Below are 17,200 nucleotides of genomic sequence, written 5' to 3'. Positions count from 1 at the left end.
CCCGGGGACGGGACCGCCGCGGCGGACGGGGCGTCAGCAGCTGATGCTGCCCTTGCGGATCGCGTGCCCGCTGGTGTTGGAGTCGTCCGACCAGTACACCGGCTTGGAGCCGCCGACGCACTCGGCCGCGCCCGCCACCGCGAAGCCCTCGTTGTTCAGGTTGGCCATGCCGGTCGGCCGGTTGTAGACGGCGGCCACGGCGAGGACGCCCGAGGCGTTCACGGTGAAGGTGCGGTGCTGGCCGCCGCAGGTGTCGTCGCAGACCACCCAGAGGCGGTTCGTCTGCGGCTCCCACTCCAGGTCCATCACGCCGCTCATGCCGGAGCTGACGGTGGCCACCTTCTTGAACGCGCCGGAGTCCTGGAGGACGTAGCCGTAGACCGAGCCGTTGCCCTCCAGGCCGACGAAGAAGACGCCGCCGCTGTGCGCGCCGTAGCCGGCCGGGTCGTACACGGCGCCGGTGGAGGCGTCCTTGAAGCCGGCCGCGGTCAGCGCCGAGTCGGGCACCCAGGTCACCGCCTCCAGACCGGCGTTGGAGCCGACCGACGGGAGGTCCGCCGTCAGGTTCCACTCCTTGGTGGCGGTCAGCGAGGACGAGCTGCCGGAGACGTCGTACCGCAGCACCGAGAGGCGGCTGCTGCCCGAGCCGTCGCGCTCGCTGGAGACGAAGACGCCGCCCGCCGCGCCGGCCGAGGTGAGGGTGACGCCCTCGGCGTCGGGGGCGCCCGAGCCGTTGGTGAAGCGCAGGGCCTTGCCGGAGGTCCAGCCGTTGGCGGTGTCGGGCTTCCAGCCGCCGGAGCCGTTGGGCACCAGGCGCCAGAGCTTGCCGGAGTTCTGCGCGCCCCAGAGCACGCCGCTGCCCTCCAGGGCGAGGCCGCTGAGGTCCTCGCCGAAGACGTTGGAGCCGTCCGCGGTGGCCACCGTGGAGCTGCCGGGCCAGGCCACCGGCGTGGTGTTGCCGCCGCCGGAGGTGCCACAGGCGTTGGCCGAACCGAGCGTCAGCGCCGCCGACTTGAAGGCGCCGGTGCCGTCGGCGCAGCGCGACCAGGACGGGGCGGAGTGGCTGGTCCAGGTGAAGCTGTCGACCAGGGTGGAGCCGCCCGGCAGGTAGAGCCGGGCCTTGTCGCTGGAGCCGAGGCCGAAGGAGCCTGACACGTCGAAGGCCAGGAAGCCGCCCGGGGCCAGCGTGGTGCCGGAGGCGATCTTGTAGCTGGAGGAGCTGTCGTCCTTGAGGACCCAGCCGGAGACGTCGACCGCGGCGGTGCCCTTGTTGTAGAGCTCGATCGAGTCGTTGACGCTGCCGGTGGTCACGACCTCGTTGATCCGGATGTCGTCCGCCGGGGCCGCCTGGGCGGGGGCCGCGGTCAGGACGCCGGCCACCAGGGCGGTGGCGGCGGCGAGCGAGGGGGCGAGACGACGGCGCCAACGGCCGGCGGGCGAAGCGGTCACGGTTGTCCATCCTGGGGGGAGGGGGTTGCTTCAGGGCGGGCATGACAGTCCTCGGTCCGGCCGAATGGCCCACCACCAACAGGTGGTTCATCCGTGAACGGTGGCCGAACCGTGCGTGGTCCCGTCCACCTCGGTGTGCCCGCCCGAAGCCCGACCCGCACCTCGTGGGCGGCACCTCGTACGGTTCCGACCCGTAGCCGGAGCACGCCGCCGCTCAGGCCACCCGCCCCGGCGGGCCGCCGACCGCCTCGGGCGGGGCGACCGGCAGCGCCCGTACCGTCCGCCGGGGCCAGGCCGCCGGGAGCGCGGCGGCCAGTGCGGCCGAGCAGAACAGGCCCAGCCGCGCGCACTCGCCGCCCGTGCTCGACCAGCCCAGCACGGCATGACGGTGGATCACGAAGCCGTTGAAGAACAGCCAGGCCGCCACGGCGATCAACGGAGCAGCAGTCGGCCGGGAGTTCGCCCCGACCGCCGCGCACCCGAGCGCGAACGCCCCGAGGGCGAACCAGGTCGCGCGCCGCTCCCCGAGCACCGCCAGGGCCGGTACCAGCCCGGCCGCCCCGGCCAGCGCGAGCGCCAACGACACCCCCACCGGCAGCCGCCGCACCGCCGGCCGGAAGGTCCGCCCACCCGGCCGGGCCCGGTACAGCCTCATCCCCTCGTCCCCGATCACCCCAACCCCTCTCTCCCGCAACCGAGTCGACCCACCGCCCCGACCACCGCCCGCCCGCGGGCCACGCACGGCCCCCACCCCAAGCATCCCGGCAACAAGCCCCAACTCGCCCCGCCAGAGCGGCCGGAGGCACGCCACGTCACCGCTCGCGCGCGACGCCACCCACCCCACCGACCGGCACCACCGAGAGCGGCGGCTGCCACAGGTGCCGCCACGACCAGTGCTCCAACTCCCGTTGCAGCGGCGGCCGCGGCACCACCAGCACCGGACACACCGCCCGCTTGACGCACTCCCCCGGCACCGAGGCCCGCAGCCCCCTGCGCAGCCGGCTGCCGCTGCCCGCACCGACCACCACCAGGTCGTCCGGCCGGTCGGCGAGGAGCGCCAGGGCCCGCGCCGTCTCCCCGCGCACCACGCAGCCGGCGAGCCGCACCCCCGCCGGCCCGCCGTCACCGAAGGCGGCTTCCAGGGCCTCGGCCAGCCGCGCCGTGGCGCTCTCCTCCCAGACCGTCAGCAGCGGCGGGCAGGGGGCGCGGCGGTAGCCGGCCTCGCCGCCCTGCGGGAGCCAGGCGAGCACGGCCAGCACCTCGGCTCCCCCGGCTCCCCCGGCCCCCTCGGCGTCAGCCCGCCGCGCCTCGGCGTCGGTCCGCCGTGCCTCGCCGACGGCCCGGTGCAGCGCGGCGAGGCTGCCCAGCGAGCCGCTGACCCCGACGACGATCCGCCGCGGCCGCCGTGTCCCCCGGGCCCCGTCCTGCTCGTCCATCCCGCTGTCCCCTGCTCTCGCTCGTCCGGATGTGTGGCAGACAGCCAAACCGCTCCCGCACCCCCCTGAGCCGCCCGTTGACGCTTCCCTGACGAGGGCCGTTCGAATCCCAACACTTCCCTGACACGGACCCCGGCGGCCGCCCCGCCGCAACCCTCTCGGCGTCAAAAGGCTGTACGGACCGGGCCTCCCCCAGTCAACGGTGCGTCAGGAAGCGCCGCCCCCATGACCGTTCGCCCTAGCGTCGAACGGGTCGGACCGAATCCACACCCCCCGGAGCCCACACATGATCACCAGCGCCCCGCCCCGGCTCGGCTCCCCCTGGCCGGCCACCGCCACCTCCACCACCACCGGTGACCTGACCGTCGGCGGGGTCTCGCTGACCGAGGCCGCCGAGCGCTTCGGCACCCCGCTGTACGTCCTCGACGAGGCCGAGCTGCGGGCCCGCTGCCGCGCCTACCACAGTGCCTTCCCGGAGGCCGAAGTGCTGTATGCGGCAAAGGCGTTCCTCTCCTCCGCGGTGGCCGGCTGGGTGGCCGAGGAGGGTCTCGGCCTGGACGTCTGCTCCGAGGGCGAGCTGCGGCTGGCGACGGCGGCCGGCTTCCCGGCCGAGCGGATCCTGCTGCACGGCAACGCCAAGAGCCCCGAGGAGCTGCGGCTGGCCCGCCGGCTGCGGGTCGGCCGGATCGCCGTCGACAACCACGCCGAGATCACCCGGCTCGCCGCCCTCACCGTCGCGGAGGTGCCGCAGCGGGTGCTGGTCCGGGTGGTCCCCGGGGTCGCGGCCGGCCACCACGAGGCGGTCCGGACCGGCGTCACCGGGCAGAAGTTCGGCTTCGCCCTGGAGGGCGGCGACGCGGCCGAGGCGGTGCGGCGGGTGCTGGAGCAGCCGGGGCTGGTGCTGGCCGGGCTGCACTGCCACCTCGGTTCCCAAATCACCTCACCCGAGCCCTACTTGACCGCCGTCGACCGGCTGGTGGAGCTGCTCGCGGCCGTCCGGGACCGCCACGGCGTGCAGCCGCCCGAGCTGGACCTCGGCGGCGGCCACGGGGTGGCGTACCTGCCGGGCGAGCAGGGCCTCGACCCGCACCGGCTGGCCGAGGCGCTGCGGCACCGCCTCGCCGAACGGTGCGCACGCCACCGCCTCGACCTGCCAAGGCTGTTGCTCGAACCGGGCCGGGCCGTGATCGCCCCCGCCGCCGTCGCGCTCTACCGGGTGCTGACCGTCAAGGCCGGCGCCGACGGCCGCGTCTTCGCCGCGGTGGACGGCGGCATGAGCGACAACCCGCGCCCCGCCCTCTACGGCTCCCGCTACTGCGCCCGCCTGGTCGGCCGCACCCCGGCCGCCGGCGTGGCCCTGCGCGAGGTGGACGTGGTGGGGCGCCACTGCGAGGCGGGCGATGTCCTGGTCCGGGCCGCCCGGCTGCCGGCCGACCTGCGGCCGGGAGACCTGCTGGCCGTCCCGGCGGCCGGGGCCTACCAACTCTCGATGGCCTCCGGCTACAACCTGGTCGGCCGGCCCGCGGTGACCGCCGTCCGCGACGGCCGGGCCCGGCTCCTGATCCGCCGTGAGACGGTGGAGGACTTCCGCGCCCGCGAGGTGCACCCCTGATCACCGGCCGGTACGGCCGCACGCCCCGCCCGCCCGAGGGCGACGGGAGAAGCATTGGCGGACCACCGACGCGAGCCGGCCCGGTCAGGGCACGGTCGCGCACTCCACGGTGAGGGACGCGTCCGACTGGACGGAGCCATGGCGGAAACCATCGGCCGTCCAGGACGGTGGTCCCGTGTGCCGCAGGGCGGTCCGCGCTCATCGTACGGCCTGACGACCCGCCACCGCGCCGCCCCGTCACGCCTTGCTGTACCGGTTCAGCGCAGTACGCAGAGTGACGAATCCGGAGGCCAGCCCCTCAGGCTCCGTAGCGCCGCCGCCGGGCGGCGAACGCCCGCACCGCGCGGAGGAAGTCGACCTTCCGGAAGGCCGGCCAGTACGCCTCGCAGAAGTACAGCTCCGCGTAAGCGCTCTGCCACAGAAGGAAGTTGGACAGTCGCTGCTCCCCACTGGTGCGGATCACCAGGTCGGGATCGGGCTGCCCGGCGGTGTACAGATGGCGCGCGATGTCCTCCGCCGCCAGCCCGTCGGCCACCTCCCGCACGGGTCGCCCACCGTCATCCACTTCGTACAGCAAGTCACGGACAGCGTCGACCAGCTCCTGCCGTCCGCCGTAGCCCACGGCCAACGTCAGGTGTGCGCCGGAGCACTCGCGGGTGGCCTCGACCGCCCCCTCCAGCGCCCGCGCGGTGGAGGGGGGCACGGTGGTGAGGTCGCCCGCCACGTGCATCCGCCAACGCGGCCGCGCGCCGGGCAGCGCGGAGGCCAGCACGTCCTCGATCACCACCTGGGCTGCGGGCCGGGCACCGACCTGCCGGCGCTCGACGCGGCGGTGGGCCCCGGCGGGCGGGTGCTGGGGGTCGACCGCGACCCCCTGATGGTCCGTCAGGCGCTCGCCCGCTCCGCCCCACTGGGCTCGACGGAGGTGCTGCGGGCGGACGTCCACGCCCTCCCGGTCCGGCCGCGCTCCGTCGACCGGATCCGCACCGACCGCCTGCTCCAGCACGTCGCCGACGTCCCGCAGGTGCTGGCCGAGGCGCTGCGGGCCCTGCGGCCGGGCGGGCTCCTGGTGGCGGCCGAGCCCGACTGGGAGACCCTCGCCGTCGACCACCCCGACCCGGAGCTGCCGCGCGCGTACACCCGGCACCTGTGCGAACGGGTGGTCCGGAATCCGACCGTCGGGCGTCAACTCCCCCGGCTCGCCGGGCAGCTGGGCTTCGCCGTCCCTTCGGTGATCCCGGTCACCTCGGTCTTCCGGGACGCCGAGGCGGCCGACCGGGCGCTCGGACTCCACCGGAACGCCGAACGCGCCGTCGCCTCGGGCCACTTCAGCCGCGCCCAGGCGGACTCCTGGCTCGCCCACCTCGCGCGCGGCCCGTTCCTCGCCTCCGTCACCCTCCACGTGGTCACGGCCGAGGCGCCCGACGGTCCGGTGGCGTCCCAGACGTCGGGCGTTCATCTCGACAGCCGGACGGATGCGGGCCGTCCACCTCGGTAGCCCACGGTGTTCATCCGACTACCAGCGGTGTGACGCTCCACACAGTGATGATGCGGGCACGGTGTGCAAGACTCACCCCGTCGGGCCAAAAGCCTTCGATTCCTAGGGAGTACACCGTAATGCGCACCCGCATCGCAGCCGTTGCTGTCGGTATGACCGCCCTTCTCGCCGTACCCGCCACGGCCTCCGCCACCCCCGCGGTGACCACCGGTCCGGTCACCTGCGCCACCGAGGCCTCGTTCACCGGGCTGCCCTGCGCCTGGCAGGAGCGGGACGCCGCCGGCCTGGCGGGCCTCGCCCGGCTCACCTCCACCGGCGCGCAGCCGGTGCTGGCCAAGGTGGAGCTCAAGACACAGCGCGCCTGGGGCAGCCCGTGGGTGACGGTCTCCTCGGCCACCGCCCTGCGCTCCGGCCCGGCCGTGATCTCCACCCCCAAGGTGGTCACCAACGAGCTGAGCATCGTCTGCGTCACCACCGCCCCGGCCCTGGCGCCGGAGCAGCAGACCACCCTCTGTACCCACCCCTCCGCCTGACGGAGCGACAGCGCCCCGTTTCCGGGCCGGGCCTCAGCCCCGGGCCTCAGCCCCGGGCCTCAGCCAGCGGTGAGGCCGGGTCGATCAGCGCCGGGTCGACCTCGATCCCGGCGGCCCGGACGGCGGCCACCACCTCCGCCGGGGCCGTGGCCGAGGAACCGGCCCGGTACGGCGGTTGGGGGTCGTACTCGGTGATCAGCTGGATCGCCTGGGCCACCGCGTCCCCCGCGATCCGCCCCGCCAGGTGCAGGCCGAGGTCGATCCCGGCCGAAACCCCGGCCGCGGTCGCGTACTTGCCGTCGAAGACCACCCGCTCCTCGGTCGGGACGGCGCCGAACCCGGCCAGCAGGTCGTGGCCGATCCAGTGCGTGGTCGCCCGGCGGCCCGTCAGCAGCCCGGCCGCGCCCAGGATCAGCGAACCGGAGCAGACCGAGGTGGTCCAGGTGCTGGTCGCGTCGACCGCCCGGACCCAGTCGAGCACCTGCCGGTCCGTCAGGACCGCCTCCGTACCGGGCCCGCCCGGCACCAGCAGCAGGTCCACCGCGGTCACCTCGGTCAGCGCCGCCTCGGCGACCAGGGCCAGGCTGCCCTGGTCACCCCGGACCGGGCCGGCCGCCGCGGCCGTGAACACCACCTCCGCACCGGGTATCCGGCCGAGCACCTCGTACGGACCGACGGCGTCCAGCGTGGTGAAGCCGTCGTAGAGCAGGATCGCGATCTTCAAGCTCACTGTTCTTTCCTCTCGACTCTCTCCGTGTGTTCCGCTTCAGCCCGAAGGCGCTCGGAGCGGCTCGGCCGCGAACTTGCGGCGGTACTCCCCCGGCGTGACCGCGAGCGTGCGGGCAAACGCCCGGCGCATCGCCTCGGCGGTGCCGTAGCCGCACGCCCGGGCCACCTCCTCGATCCCCTCCCGGCCCTCCTCCAGGCGGCGCCGGGCCGCCTCCAACCGGACGCCGTCCACGTAGCGGCCGGGCGTGACGCCGACCTCGGCCGTGAAGGCGCGGGCGAAGTGACGGGGCGACAGGGCCGCCCGCCGGGCCAGCGCGGGGACCGAGAGATCGGCCGAGGGGTGCTCGGCGATCCACTGCTGGAGCTCGCGCAGCGGTTCCCGCTCGGCCAGTTGGGCGGAGAGCTGGACGGAGAACTGCGCCTGGCCGCCGGGGCGGCGCAGGAACATCACCAGGTGCCGGGCGATGGTCAGGGCCGCCTCCCGCCCGTGGTCCTCCTCGACCAGGGCCAGCGCCAGGTCGATCCCGGCCGTCACCCCGGCCGAGGTGGCGATCCGGCCGTCCCGGACGTAGATCGGATCCGGGTCGACCTCGGTCTCCGGGAAGCGGCGGGCCAGCGCATCGCAGTACGCCCAGTGCGTGGTGGCCCGGCGGCCCGCCAGCAGGCCGGCCGCGCCGAGCAGGAACGCGCCGGTGCAGACCGAGGCCACCCGCTCGGCCCCGGCGGCCAGTTCGGCGATCCGCCGCACCAGCGCCGGGTCCGGCCGCAACGTCCCGTGGCCGCCCGGCACCACCAGGGTGTGCGGCGGGCCGACCTCCGCCAGGTCCGCGTCCGGCAGCAGCCGCAGCCCGCTGCCGGCCCGCACCGGCCCGCCACCCAGCGCGGCGGTGCTCAGCCGGTACCCGGCCGACACCCCGCCCGCCCCGGCGAACACCTCCAACGGCCCGGTGGCGTCCAGGCTCTGCACGTCCTCGAAGAGGACCACCAGCACACTGCGCTGCTCCATGCCGTCCACCCTTCCAGGGCCGACGGCGCGTCAGCAATGACGCGCTTCCCACCTTTTCGGCCACCCCGCGCGACCGTGCCCCTGGTCACGGCCGGAACCGGCACCCACACTGGCCATGTCAACACAGTGCACACCGAGCACCGAGCGGGCCCATCGACCATCGAACACGGGGGGACACCCATGGACGCGGAACTGACCGCCCTGGCGACCACGGCGGCGACGACGGTGGTGAGCGCGCTCGCGACCGACGCCTGGCAGCAGGTCCGGGGGCTGGTCGCCCGGCTCTGGCACCACCCGGACCAGACGGCCGTGGTGGAAGGGGAGTTGGAGGACGCCCGCGCGCTGCTCCTCGACCCGGCCCACGAGGAGGACCGGGAGGACCTGGTCGCGGCGTGGCGGCTGCGGTTCGGCCGGCTGCTCGCCACCGACGAGGCGGCCGCCCAGGCCCTCGCCCAGGTCGTCGCCGAACTCACCACCGAGCCCGGCACCGGACTCGCCGCCGGGCCGCACCCGCCGCGCGGACAGGCCGCCGGCGGTACCCGCCACACCGAGATGCACGCCTCCTCGCACGACAGTTCACAGCTGTACCAGTCCGGTGGCGACATGACCATCGGACGTCCGTGACGCCCCGTCAGGACGCCGAGCGGACGGCCGAGCACGTCGAGCTGCACGCGTGGGCCACCGAGCGCGGCACCATCTACCAGGCCGCCGGGAGCATGGTCGTCTTCCAGGGCGGCGTGCACGAGCACTACCACCGGGGTGGCCGGGAGTCCGTCCGGACCCTCTCGCCCTCCGCCGGCGAGGAGTGCCCGTACCCGGGTCTGCGGGCGTTCGGCGGCAGCGAGGCCGACTGGTTCTTCGGGCGGGAGGCCCTGGTCCACCAGGTCCTGGAGCGGCTCGACCAGTGCCTCGCCGACCACAGCCCGCTGGCCGTCGTCGCGCCCTCCGGCACCGGCAAGTCCTCGCTGCTGCGGGCCGGTGTGCTGCCCGCCCTGGCCCGGGGGAAGCTGCCCGGCTCGCGGTACTGGCCGCAGCTGCTGCTCACCCCCACCGCCGATCCGCTCGCGGTGCTCGCCTCGGGCCTCGGCACCCTCACCGGGGCCGACGAGGCCGAGCTGGCCGAGGCGATGGACGCCGCCCCGGGCACGCTCGGCGCCCTGGTCCGCGAACGCCTGCGCCTCCCGCCCCGGGGGCGGGTGGTCCTGGTCGTGGACCAGCTGGAGGAGCTGTTCACGCTCTGCCGGGACGAGTCCGCCCGCCGCCGGTTCGTCGACGTACTCGCCGGTCTGACGGGCGGTCAGGAGCCCGCCGTACTGGCCCTCTACGGGCTGCGCGCGGACTTCTACGGCTCCTGCGCCGACTTCCCGTACCTGCGCGACGCCCTGGTGAACCGTCAGGTCATCGTGGGCCCGATGACCGACGAGGAGCTGCGCAGCGCGGTGGAGCGGCCCGCGCTGCGCAGCGGTCTGTCGGTCGGCCCGGAGCTGGTCGCCACCATGGTCCGCGACCTGCGCGGCTCGGCCCGGCAGGACGAGGGCGCGTACGAGGCCGGGCGGCTGCCGCTGCTCGCGCACGCCCTGCGCGCGACCTGGCTGGAGCGCCGGGGCGACGCCCTGACGGTGGACAGCTACCGCGCCACCGGGGGCATCGACGGCGCGGTGGCGGCCACCGCCGAGGAGGAGTTCGCCGGGCTCGGCGAGGAGGAGCAGCAGACGGCGCGGCTGCTCTTCCTGGGCCTGGTCAGGATCGGCGAGAACGGCGAGGTGACCAGGCGCCGCCGCACCCGCGCCGACCTGCTGCTGGCCGCCGCCGACCCGCAGGCGGTGCCCGCCGTCACCGAACGGTTCACCGCCGCCCGACTGCTCACCCAGGGCGTGGAGCGGGAGAACGGCGCCGTCACGGTCGAGATCACCCATGAGGCGCTGCTCTGGGCCTGGCCCCGGCTGCGCCGCGACTGGATCGGGGCGGGCCAGAGCGGCGTCGCGGTGCGGCAGGGCGTGGAGGAGGCGGCGCTCTCCTGGGAGCGCGGCGGCCGGAAGGACACCTCGGCCCTGCACGGCGGGACGAAGCTGGAGCTGGCCCGCGACTGGGCGGCGGGCGCTAGCCCCGAGGACCTCACCCCGCTGGTCACGGACTTCCTCGCCGCCTCCCGGCGCCACCGGCGCCGCGGCCGGCGGATCCGGAGCGGCGCGGTCGCCGCCGTCACGGCGCTGGCCTTGCTCGCCTCGGTGCTGGCGGTGTTCGCCTTCGAGCAGAGCCGCAGCGCCCTGGAGCAGCGCGACAACGCGATCTTCGCCCGGGTCCGCGCCGAGGCGGACCGCCAGCGCCCGGGCAACGGAGCCTTGGCGGCCCAACTCGACCTGGTCGCCTACCGGATGCGGCCGACACCGGAGCTGCGCACCCAGCTGCTGACGGAGGCCGGTGCCGTGCAGCCCACGGCCCTGCCCGGCCAGTCCGGGGCCGTGTTCTCCGTCGCCTTCGCACCCTCCGGTCAACTCAGCACCGGAGCCGACAAGTTGCGGACCTGGGAGGTCTCCGACCCGGCGCGGCCGCCCGCGCTGGTCTCACCGGCCGTCGGCGACGAGAAGGGCGTCTCCGTCCAGCCGGTCGCCTACAGCTCGCAGGGGGCCCTGCTGGCCCGGGGCGGCGCGGACGGGAGCATCCGGATCTTCGACGTCTCCAGGGCGGACCACCCGGTGGCACTCTCGGCCTCGGTTCCGGTGGCGAAGGGCGCGGTGGTGAGTCTCAAGTTCAGCCCCGACAACCGCGTGCTGGCCCTCAGTGCCTTCACCGAACAGACCGGCAACCAGACCGGCACCGTGCAGCTGTGGAACGTCGCGGACCCGAGGCGTCCGAGCCTGCTGGGCGCCATACCGCCCGTCCCCGGGCAGGGGATCCTCTCGGTCGCCTTCGGCGCGGGCGGCACCTCACTGGCCGTCAGCGGCAGCACCCTCGCCGAGGGGGGCCGCCGAAGCGCGCTGCTGCAGCTGTGGAACGTCTCCGACCCGGCCCACCCGGCGCTGCTGGGCGGGCCGTTGACCGGGCACGCCGACATGGTCAACCAGGTGGCGTTCGGCCCCGACGGCCGGGTGATGGCCAGCGCCGGGAACGACAGCCGGGTGCTGGTCTGGGACGTGTCGGACCCGCAACGGCCCAAGGTCAGCAACACGCTCACCCTCGGCTCCCCGGCCGATTCGGTCGCCTTCAGCGCGGACGCGCGCCTGCTCGCCACCGGGGAGCAGTCCGGGAACGTCTACCTCTGGAACGTCGGCTCCCCGTCGCAGACCAGGGTGCTGGGGCCGGCACTGCGCGGGCACACCTCGATGGTCGGCAGCCTGGCGTTCGACCCCACCGGGCGCACCCTGGCGAGCGCCGGCTCCGACGGCAGGGCGCTGCTCTGGCGGCTGCCCCCGACGCTGGCGGTCACCGGAGGCGGGCAGGGGGTCGGCGCCGTGGCCGTGACCGCGGACGGCCGGCTGCTGGCCGTCGCCTCCGGCTCCCAGGTCACCCTGTGGGACGTCTCCGACCCGGGACGCGTCCTGCCCCTCGGCGCCCTGCCCGCGTTCAAGGTCACCATGTCCGCGCTGGCGTTCCGGCCCGGGACCTCGGGGACGACCGTCCTGGCCACCGGCGGCGGCAACCTGGCCGGCGGCAGGAACGACGGCACCGTCCAGCTCTGGGACGTGTCGGCGCCGGCCCGCCCGGTCGCGCTGAGCGCGCCGCTGCCCGGCGAACTCCAACCGGTGTCCGGGCTGGCCTTCGACGCCGACGGGCACACCCTCACGGCCTCGTCCATGTACAGCTACGGGGCCTACGCGGGCGGGCTGCACGCCTGGGACGTCTCGGACCCGGCCCGGCCCGGAGCCCTCGGAGGCGAGCTGACCACCGCCCGGATGCCGATCCGTGGCATCGCCGCCGCCCCCGGCGGCAAGTACCTCTACACCGTGGACATGTTCGGCAACCTCCAAGTCTCCCGGACGGCCAGCAGGACGGTCCCGTCCAAGGTCAGCGGCCTGACCATCCCTCAACAGGCCTGGTCCCTGGGCATCGGCCCGGACGGGCGGCTGATCGCGACCGGCGGCGCGGACAGCAAGGTCCGCCTGTGGGACGTCTCCCGGCCCGAGGCGCCCACCGTCCTCGGCGAGCCGCTGCCCGAGACCGGCTTCGTGACCAGCACCGCCTTCGCCCCGGACGGCGCCCTGCTGGCGAGCGGCAACACCCTCGGCCAGATCCACCTCTGGGACGTCTCCGACCCGGCCCACGTCACCCCCTACGGCCTCCCTCTCACCGGCCACAACGGCACCGTCTGGGCCCTGCGGTTCAGCCCGAACGGCCGGCTGATCACCGGCGGCGACGACGGCACGGTGCGCCTGTGGCAGACCGAGCCCTCCCGCGTCCACGACGTCCTCTGCGCCTCCACCCGCACCGCCATGACCCCCGCCGTCTGGAAGGAGTACGTCTCCCCGGCCGTCCCCTACGACCCGCCCTGCGGCGGTGCCTGACACCCCGTCATCTCCCGTACTGGGCCGGCCGGGGGCGGGTTCCGGCGCGGCGGGCGGTGGCGGGGCCGGGCACGGCACTAGCCTCGGGCGGATGTGGCAGGACTTGTTCGACGCGGGCGTCCCGTACGCCGAGAAGGCCGTCCGGATCTCCAACGTGGTCCAGAACGCCGTGATCGGGGACGACAACTCGCTGAGCGGCGGGCTGTTCGGCACCGTGGTGCTCCTGTTCACCGATGCGGTACCGGTGCGTCAGGCCTCGCGCTGAAACACCCGCCGGGGGGCCGACCCGCGCACGCTGACACCGTGTCAGCGCCCACCGCGCACCTCCGCGCGCCCCGTGGTCACCCTTGATCGCCCCGGGAGCCGCACGGTGAAGTGGTGCACGGACGGCGGCCCGGCCAGGGCCTCCGGCAGCCGGAGGAGCGGGGAGCGCCATGACTGAGGCGGGCACGGACGGCGGAGGCAGCGGAGGAAGCGGCACGGGCGGGCGCGGTCCGGGCTGGGAGCGGGCCGTGGTGATCGGCGGGGGCTACGCCGGTCTACTGGCGGCCCGGACGCTGGCCGACCACTTCGCCGAGGTCCTGGTGCTGGAGCGGGACGTGGTGGGCCGGGAGACCGGCGCCCATCCGAGCGCCCCGCAGGGGTACCACGCGCACGCGATGCTGGCCAAGGGCGCCGAGGTGCTGGAGAAGCTCTTCCCGGGCCTGCGCGCGGAGTTGGAGGAGCTCGGCGCCCCGGTCTTCGACTACGGCGAGCGGATCAGCTTCCTGCTGCCCACCGGCTACGCCACCCGCACCTCCACCGGCGTGCGGGTGCAGAGCTTCACCCGGGACGAGCTGGAGCGCCGGATCCGCGGCCGGGTGCTCGACCTGGCACCGGTGCGGCTGCTCGGCGGGGTCCGCGTCCAGGGGCTGGTCCAGGGGCCGGGCGGCCGGATCGCCGCGGTGCGCTACCGAAGCGTGGAGGGCGAGGAGTTGGAGGCCGCCGCCGACCTCGTGGTGGACGCCTCCGGCCGCACCACCGCGATCGACGAGTGGCTGACCCGGGCTCAACTGCCGGTCTCGGCGCGGACCACGGTCAAGGCGAAGATCACCTACACCACCATGGTCTTCGACCGCACCACGGAGGCGCAGGAGTACGACCTCGCCTACCAGATGACCTTCGCCCCCTCGGTGCGGCGCGGCGGCGCGATGCTCGCGGTGGAGCACGGCCGCTGGGTCTGTTCGCTGTTCGGCTTCGAGCAGCACCCGCCCACCGACCCGGACGGCTTCCTGGAGTACGCCCGCACCCTCGGCAACCCGCGCCTGGCCGAGCACATCGCCCGCCGCAGCCACCACGACGAGGTGCACCGCTACACCAACCCGGGCAGCACCTGGCGCCTGCACCACCGCAGCCCCGGCTGGCCGGAGGGGCTGATCGCGATCGGCGACGCGCTCTGCGTCTTCAACCCGGTCTACGGCCAGGGGCTGACCGTCGCCGCCATCGAGGCCGACGCGCTCGGCACGCTGCTGCGCCACCACCGCGCCGGCGTCACGGGGTTGACCGGCCTGAGCCGGGCGTACCTGCGCGAGGCGGCCGGGATCATCAAGGTGCCCTGGTCCCTCTCCACCACCTCGGACCTGATGTGGACCCCGTCGGGCCGGCCGCCGGCCGCCCGCTTCGCGCACTGGTACAACCAGCAGGTCTTCGCCCTGGCCCGGCACGACGCCGACGTCTGGACCCGCTTCGTCAAGGTGGCCAACATGACCGCCCCGTCCTCCCTGCTGATGCACCCCTCGGTCCTGGCCAAGATCGCCCGACGGGCCGTCAGCAGGCAGCCGCAGCCCACCGGCTGAGCCGTGCCGGGAGAAGCGGCGGACTCATGGTGATCCACCTCACACGGCCGTGACCGATCTGACAACAGATCAATTCCCCACGTATGACCATGATCCCTGGCAGCCGGCCCGCTCCCGGCATCGAGGGCACCATCACCGCCGAGGGCGACAACCTCGCCCTCTGGGCCAAGGCCGGGGCCGAGCTGCTGCTCTCCGCCGACGACGCCAACGCCGATGCCGAGGCCGGAGCCGATTCCGAGGCCGACGGCCGCTCCACCCCGGCCCCCGCGCCGTACGCGCTCCGCGACCCGGCCGGCCGCCAGGCCCTGCTGGCCGCCGCGGGGCGCCACCACCTGGCCCGGGCCCGGGTACTACTGCGCGAGGCCCCCGCCGGAGAGGCGGTCGGCCGGTGGAACGCCGCCGCGCCCGACTCGCTGGCCGCCGTCACCGCCCGGGCCGAGCACGACGCCGGCGCCGCACTGCTGGCCTGGGCCGATGCCGCCACCGACCCGACCGCGCGGAGCCTGCTGGCCGACCTGCACCGGCTGTTCACCCTGGACCGGATCGAGCGCCACGCCACCGGCCTGCTGGCCGCCGGCGGCCTGACCACCCGTCAGGCCGCCGAGCTGCCCGCCCTGCGGGAACGTTCCCTCAACCGGCTGGCCGGGCACGCCCTCCCCTTGGTGGACGCCTTCGACCTGCCCGAACCGCTGCTCGCCCGGCTGCCGATCACCACCCCCGCGTACCAGGAGGCGTTCACCCCCTGACCACGCCCGGAGGCGGCGGGGCCTCGGCGGAGCGAGCACCTCGCAGACGGGCGGGCCTCCCTGACCACCCCCGTGGGCCAGGGAGGCCCGCCCGCTCGGGCCCTGCGGCCCCGCCCGTCAGAGCGAGTCGCCGACCCAGTCCCACTTGGCCGGGGCGGCCGGGCGCGGTTCGTAGTGCGCCCGGCCGCCGGGGCCGTGCGAGCCGAGCTCCGTCACCAGGGCCGCCCCCGCCGCCAGTTCGTCCTCGGCCATCCCCGTGACGTCGAGCAGCAGCCCGTCCAGCGGACCGCCGACCAGCTCGCGGTAGAGCCGGCCGGGCAGCGGCCCCTGGTCCGGCGCCCCGTGGTCGGCGCCGTACACCCGGCCCCGTAGCAACAGCTCCTCGTCGTGTTCGTCCATCCCGCCATCCTGCCGGGCACCACCGACAGTCCCGGCACCACAGGCGCCACCGGTAGCCGAGGCGTTCAGGTGGCCGAGGCCCCCGGCTGCGGCGAGGTCCGCACCGCCGGCCGGGCGGCCGCCCGTGCCGGGCGCGGCCGCAGCACCTGGCTGAGCACCTTCCAGGCGAACAGCCGCTGCGGCGGCGCCTGGAGGTTGGCCACCCAGAGGAACTCCCGCCCGGTGGCGGCGTCCTCGGCGGCGGCCCGGTGCAGCCGGCCCACGTACCGGTTGAGCAGCTTGACCCGCAGGCTGCGCTTCCCCTCCACGAACGGGTAGCGCAGGTCGGCCCCCACCGACATGTCCCACGGGACGTCCGTCGCCAGCGCGGCCCGCCGGAAGAACTCCTTGGCGGCCGCCGCCCCGCGCAGCCGGCCGAACACCTCGCGCAGCGCCTCCGCCTGGCAGGCGGCCGCCGTCATGCCCTGGCCGTAGGTCGGGTTGAACTGGCAGATCGCGTCGCCGAAGACCAGGTAGCCCTCCGGCATCCGCTCGACCTTCTCGTAGCGCCGCCGGATCGAGACCGGAATGCGCATCAGCTTCGGCTGGGTGACCGGCTCCAGACGCTCGATCAGCCGGTGCAGCTCGGGCACGGCCAGCCGGGCGGCGAAGCCCAGGTAGCCCTCCGGGTCCACCGGCGGGTGGTCGCCGTTCATGCCGAACATGGTGACCAGCCAGCGGTCCCCCTCCGCGCTGAGCGCCACCCCGCCGCGCGGGACCGCCCCCGTGGCGCCGACCACGTACGCGTCGGCGTCGGCCTCCCCGGCCCGGCGCACGTACTCGCGGGAGACGTAGACCACCTTGGAGTCGATCCGCTCCTCCGGGGCCGGCTGGTAGCCGAGCGAGCGCAGCCAGGCCTCGCCCCGGTTGCTGCGGCCGGTGGAGTCGACGAACAGGTCGGCGGCCAGCTCCTCCGGTTCGGCGTTCACCTCCAGCACCCGCACCCCGGTGATCCGGCTCCGGGTCGGGTCGCCGACCGGCTCCAGCACCTCGCAGCGGTCCCGCACCTCCACGCCGGGCAGCGCGGCCACCCGGGAGCGCAGGTAGCGCTCCAGCGCGGGCCGGCTGACCAGCAGACAGGGCAGGCCGGAGTGCGCCTGCTTCATCTCGTACCCGTCGTTGAACCAGCGCACGTCCGCCTGCGCGTCCCGGACCAGCGCCCCCTCGCCGACCAGGTCCTCGCCGAGGCCGGGGAAGAGGTCCTCCAGCACCTGGAAGCCCTTCGCCAGCATCCCGTGCGCGTGCCCGCTCTGCGGCACCCCGCGCCGGGCCGCCGCCGTCTCCGGGAGCGTGTCCCGGTCCACCACGGTCACCCGCTCGTACGTCTCCGACAGCACCCGGGCCGCGAGCAGCCCGCCGATCCCAGCCCCTGCGACGACCACGTGCCCGCCGCTCTTCCCACCCGTCATGCCGTCC

16 protein-coding genes are annotated in these 17,200 nt (G+C 75.2%); 8 read left to right on the top strand and 8 right to left on the bottom strand.

Going from position 1 to position 17,200, the window contains the following annotated elements; translation table 11 throughout:
* Window positions 1-33: 33 nt before the first annotated feature.
* The 3 genes from ACZ6ZR_RS04925 to ACZ6ZR_RS04915 all read right to left on the bottom strand — a co-directional run bounded on the left by ACZ6ZR_RS04925 (window position 34) and on the right by ACZ6ZR_RS04915 (window position 2,885).
* A complete protein-coding gene (locus ACZ6ZR_RS04925) occupies window positions 34-1,449 on the bottom strand; it encodes a lamin tail domain-containing protein (RefSeq protein WP_465639426.1) in 1,416 nt (471 codons plus the stop codon).
* Between the two features lie 214 nt (window positions 1,450-1,663).
* A complete protein-coding gene (locus ACZ6ZR_RS04920; protein ID WP_465639424.1) occupies window positions 1,664-2,104 on the bottom strand; it encodes a hypothetical protein in 441 nt (146 codons plus the stop codon).
* 157 nt (window positions 2,105-2,261) lie between these two features.
* Window positions 2,262-2,885, bottom strand: a complete 624-nt coding sequence (locus tag ACZ6ZR_RS04915) for a universal stress protein (protein WP_465639423.1) — start codon at window positions 2,883-2,885, stop codon at window positions 2,262-2,264.
* 286 nt (window positions 2,886-3,171) lie between these two features.
* On the opposite strand from ACZ6ZR_RS04915, the gene lysA reads away from it, so the two are divergent.
* On the top strand, window positions 3,172-4,497 hold the full coding sequence (gene lysA / locus ACZ6ZR_RS04910; protein ID WP_465639421.1) for a diaminopimelate decarboxylase: 1,326 nt from the start codon (window positions 3,172-3,174) through the stop codon (window positions 4,495-4,497).
* 298 nt (window positions 4,498-4,795) lie between these two features.
* Here lysA and uppS read toward each other — a convergent pair whose 3' ends face one another.
* Window positions 4,796-5,284: a polyprenyl diphosphate synthase gene (uppS, locus tag ACZ6ZR_RS04905; RefSeq protein WP_465639419.1), complete on the bottom strand. Its 489-nt coding sequence runs from the start codon at window positions 5,282-5,284 to the stop codon at window positions 4,796-4,798.
* Here uppS and ACZ6ZR_RS04900 point away from each other — a divergent pair.
* Together ACZ6ZR_RS04900 and ACZ6ZR_RS04895 are read left to right on the top strand one after the other, a co-directional pair.
* Entirely contained in the window at window positions 5,222-5,995 is a 774-nt protein-coding gene (locus ACZ6ZR_RS04900) for a methyltransferase domain-containing protein (RefSeq protein ID WP_465639417.1), read from the top strand. The two genes, uppS and ACZ6ZR_RS04900, sit on opposite strands and share 63 nt — an antisense overlap.
* Before the next feature lie 152 nt (window positions 5,996-6,147).
* Window positions 6,148-6,528: a hypothetical protein gene (locus tag ACZ6ZR_RS04895; RefSeq protein WP_465639415.1), complete on the top strand. Its 381-nt coding sequence runs from the start codon at window positions 6,148-6,150 to the stop codon at window positions 6,526-6,528.
* Window positions 6,529-6,574: 46 nt separating this feature from the next.
* Here ACZ6ZR_RS04895 and ACZ6ZR_RS04890 read toward each other — a convergent pair whose 3' ends face one another.
* Window positions 6,575-7,252: a DJ-1/PfpI family protein gene (locus ACZ6ZR_RS04890; RefSeq protein ID WP_465639637.1), complete on the bottom strand. Its 678-nt coding sequence runs from the start codon at window positions 7,250-7,252 to the stop codon at window positions 6,575-6,577.
* Between the two features lie 42 nt (window positions 7,253-7,294).
* Window positions 7,295-8,263 (bottom strand): GlxA family transcriptional regulator, encoded by a 969-nt coding sequence (locus ACZ6ZR_RS04885; protein WP_465639413.1) that lies wholly within the window; start codon window positions 8,261-8,263, stop codon window positions 7,295-7,297.
* A 180-nt stretch (window positions 8,264-8,443) separates the two neighbouring features.
* On the opposite strand from ACZ6ZR_RS04885, the gene ACZ6ZR_RS04880 reads away from it, so the two are divergent.
* The 5 genes from ACZ6ZR_RS04880 to ACZ6ZR_RS04860 all read left to right on the top strand — a co-directional run bounded on the left by ACZ6ZR_RS04880 (window position 8,444) and on the right by ACZ6ZR_RS04860 (window position 15,346).
* Window positions 8,444-8,887, top strand: coding sequence for a hypothetical protein (locus tag ACZ6ZR_RS04880; protein WP_465639411.1), 444 nt, complete (start codon window positions 8,444-8,446; stop codon window positions 8,885-8,887).
* Window positions 8,884-12,765, top strand: a complete 3,882-nt coding sequence (locus ACZ6ZR_RS04875) for an nSTAND1 domain-containing NTPase (protein WP_465639409.1) — start codon at window positions 8,884-8,886, stop codon at window positions 12,763-12,765. Before ACZ6ZR_RS04880 ends, ACZ6ZR_RS04875 begins: the two co-directional genes overlap by 4 nt.
* Window positions 12,766-12,856: 91 nt before the next feature.
* Window positions 12,857-13,030 (top strand): hypothetical protein, encoded by a 174-nt coding sequence (locus ACZ6ZR_RS04870; RefSeq protein WP_465639407.1) that lies wholly within the window; start codon window positions 12,857-12,859, stop codon window positions 13,028-13,030.
* A gap of 169 nt (window positions 13,031-13,199) precedes the next feature.
* Window positions 13,200-14,600, top strand: a complete 1,401-nt coding sequence (locus tag ACZ6ZR_RS04865; protein ID WP_465639405.1) for an FAD-dependent oxidoreductase — start codon at window positions 13,200-13,202, stop codon at window positions 14,598-14,600.
* A gap of 83 nt (window positions 14,601-14,683) precedes the next feature.
* Window positions 14,684-15,346, top strand: a complete 663-nt coding sequence (locus ACZ6ZR_RS04860) for an acyl-CoA dehydrogenase (RefSeq protein ID WP_465639404.1) — start codon at window positions 14,684-14,686, stop codon at window positions 15,344-15,346.
* A gap of 117 nt (window positions 15,347-15,463) precedes the next feature.
* Here ACZ6ZR_RS04860 and ACZ6ZR_RS04855 read toward each other — a convergent pair whose 3' ends face one another.
* Together ACZ6ZR_RS04855 and ACZ6ZR_RS04850 are read right to left on the bottom strand one after the other, a co-directional pair.
* A complete protein-coding gene (locus ACZ6ZR_RS04855; protein ID WP_465639402.1) occupies window positions 15,464-15,745 on the bottom strand; it encodes a hypothetical protein in 282 nt (93 codons plus the stop codon).
* A 65-nt stretch (window positions 15,746-15,810) separates the two neighbouring features.
* Window positions 15,811-17,193: an NAD(P)/FAD-dependent oxidoreductase gene (locus ACZ6ZR_RS04850; RefSeq protein WP_465639400.1), complete on the bottom strand. Its 1,383-nt coding sequence runs from the start codon at window positions 17,191-17,193 to the stop codon at window positions 15,811-15,813.
* Window positions 17,194-17,200: the final 7 nt, after the last annotated feature.

The organism is Kitasatospora sp. NPDC088742 (assembly GCF_055584905.1).
The sequence above is the reverse complement of the archived record's forward strand: the minus strand, read 5'-3'. Positions and strand labels throughout refer to the sequence as shown.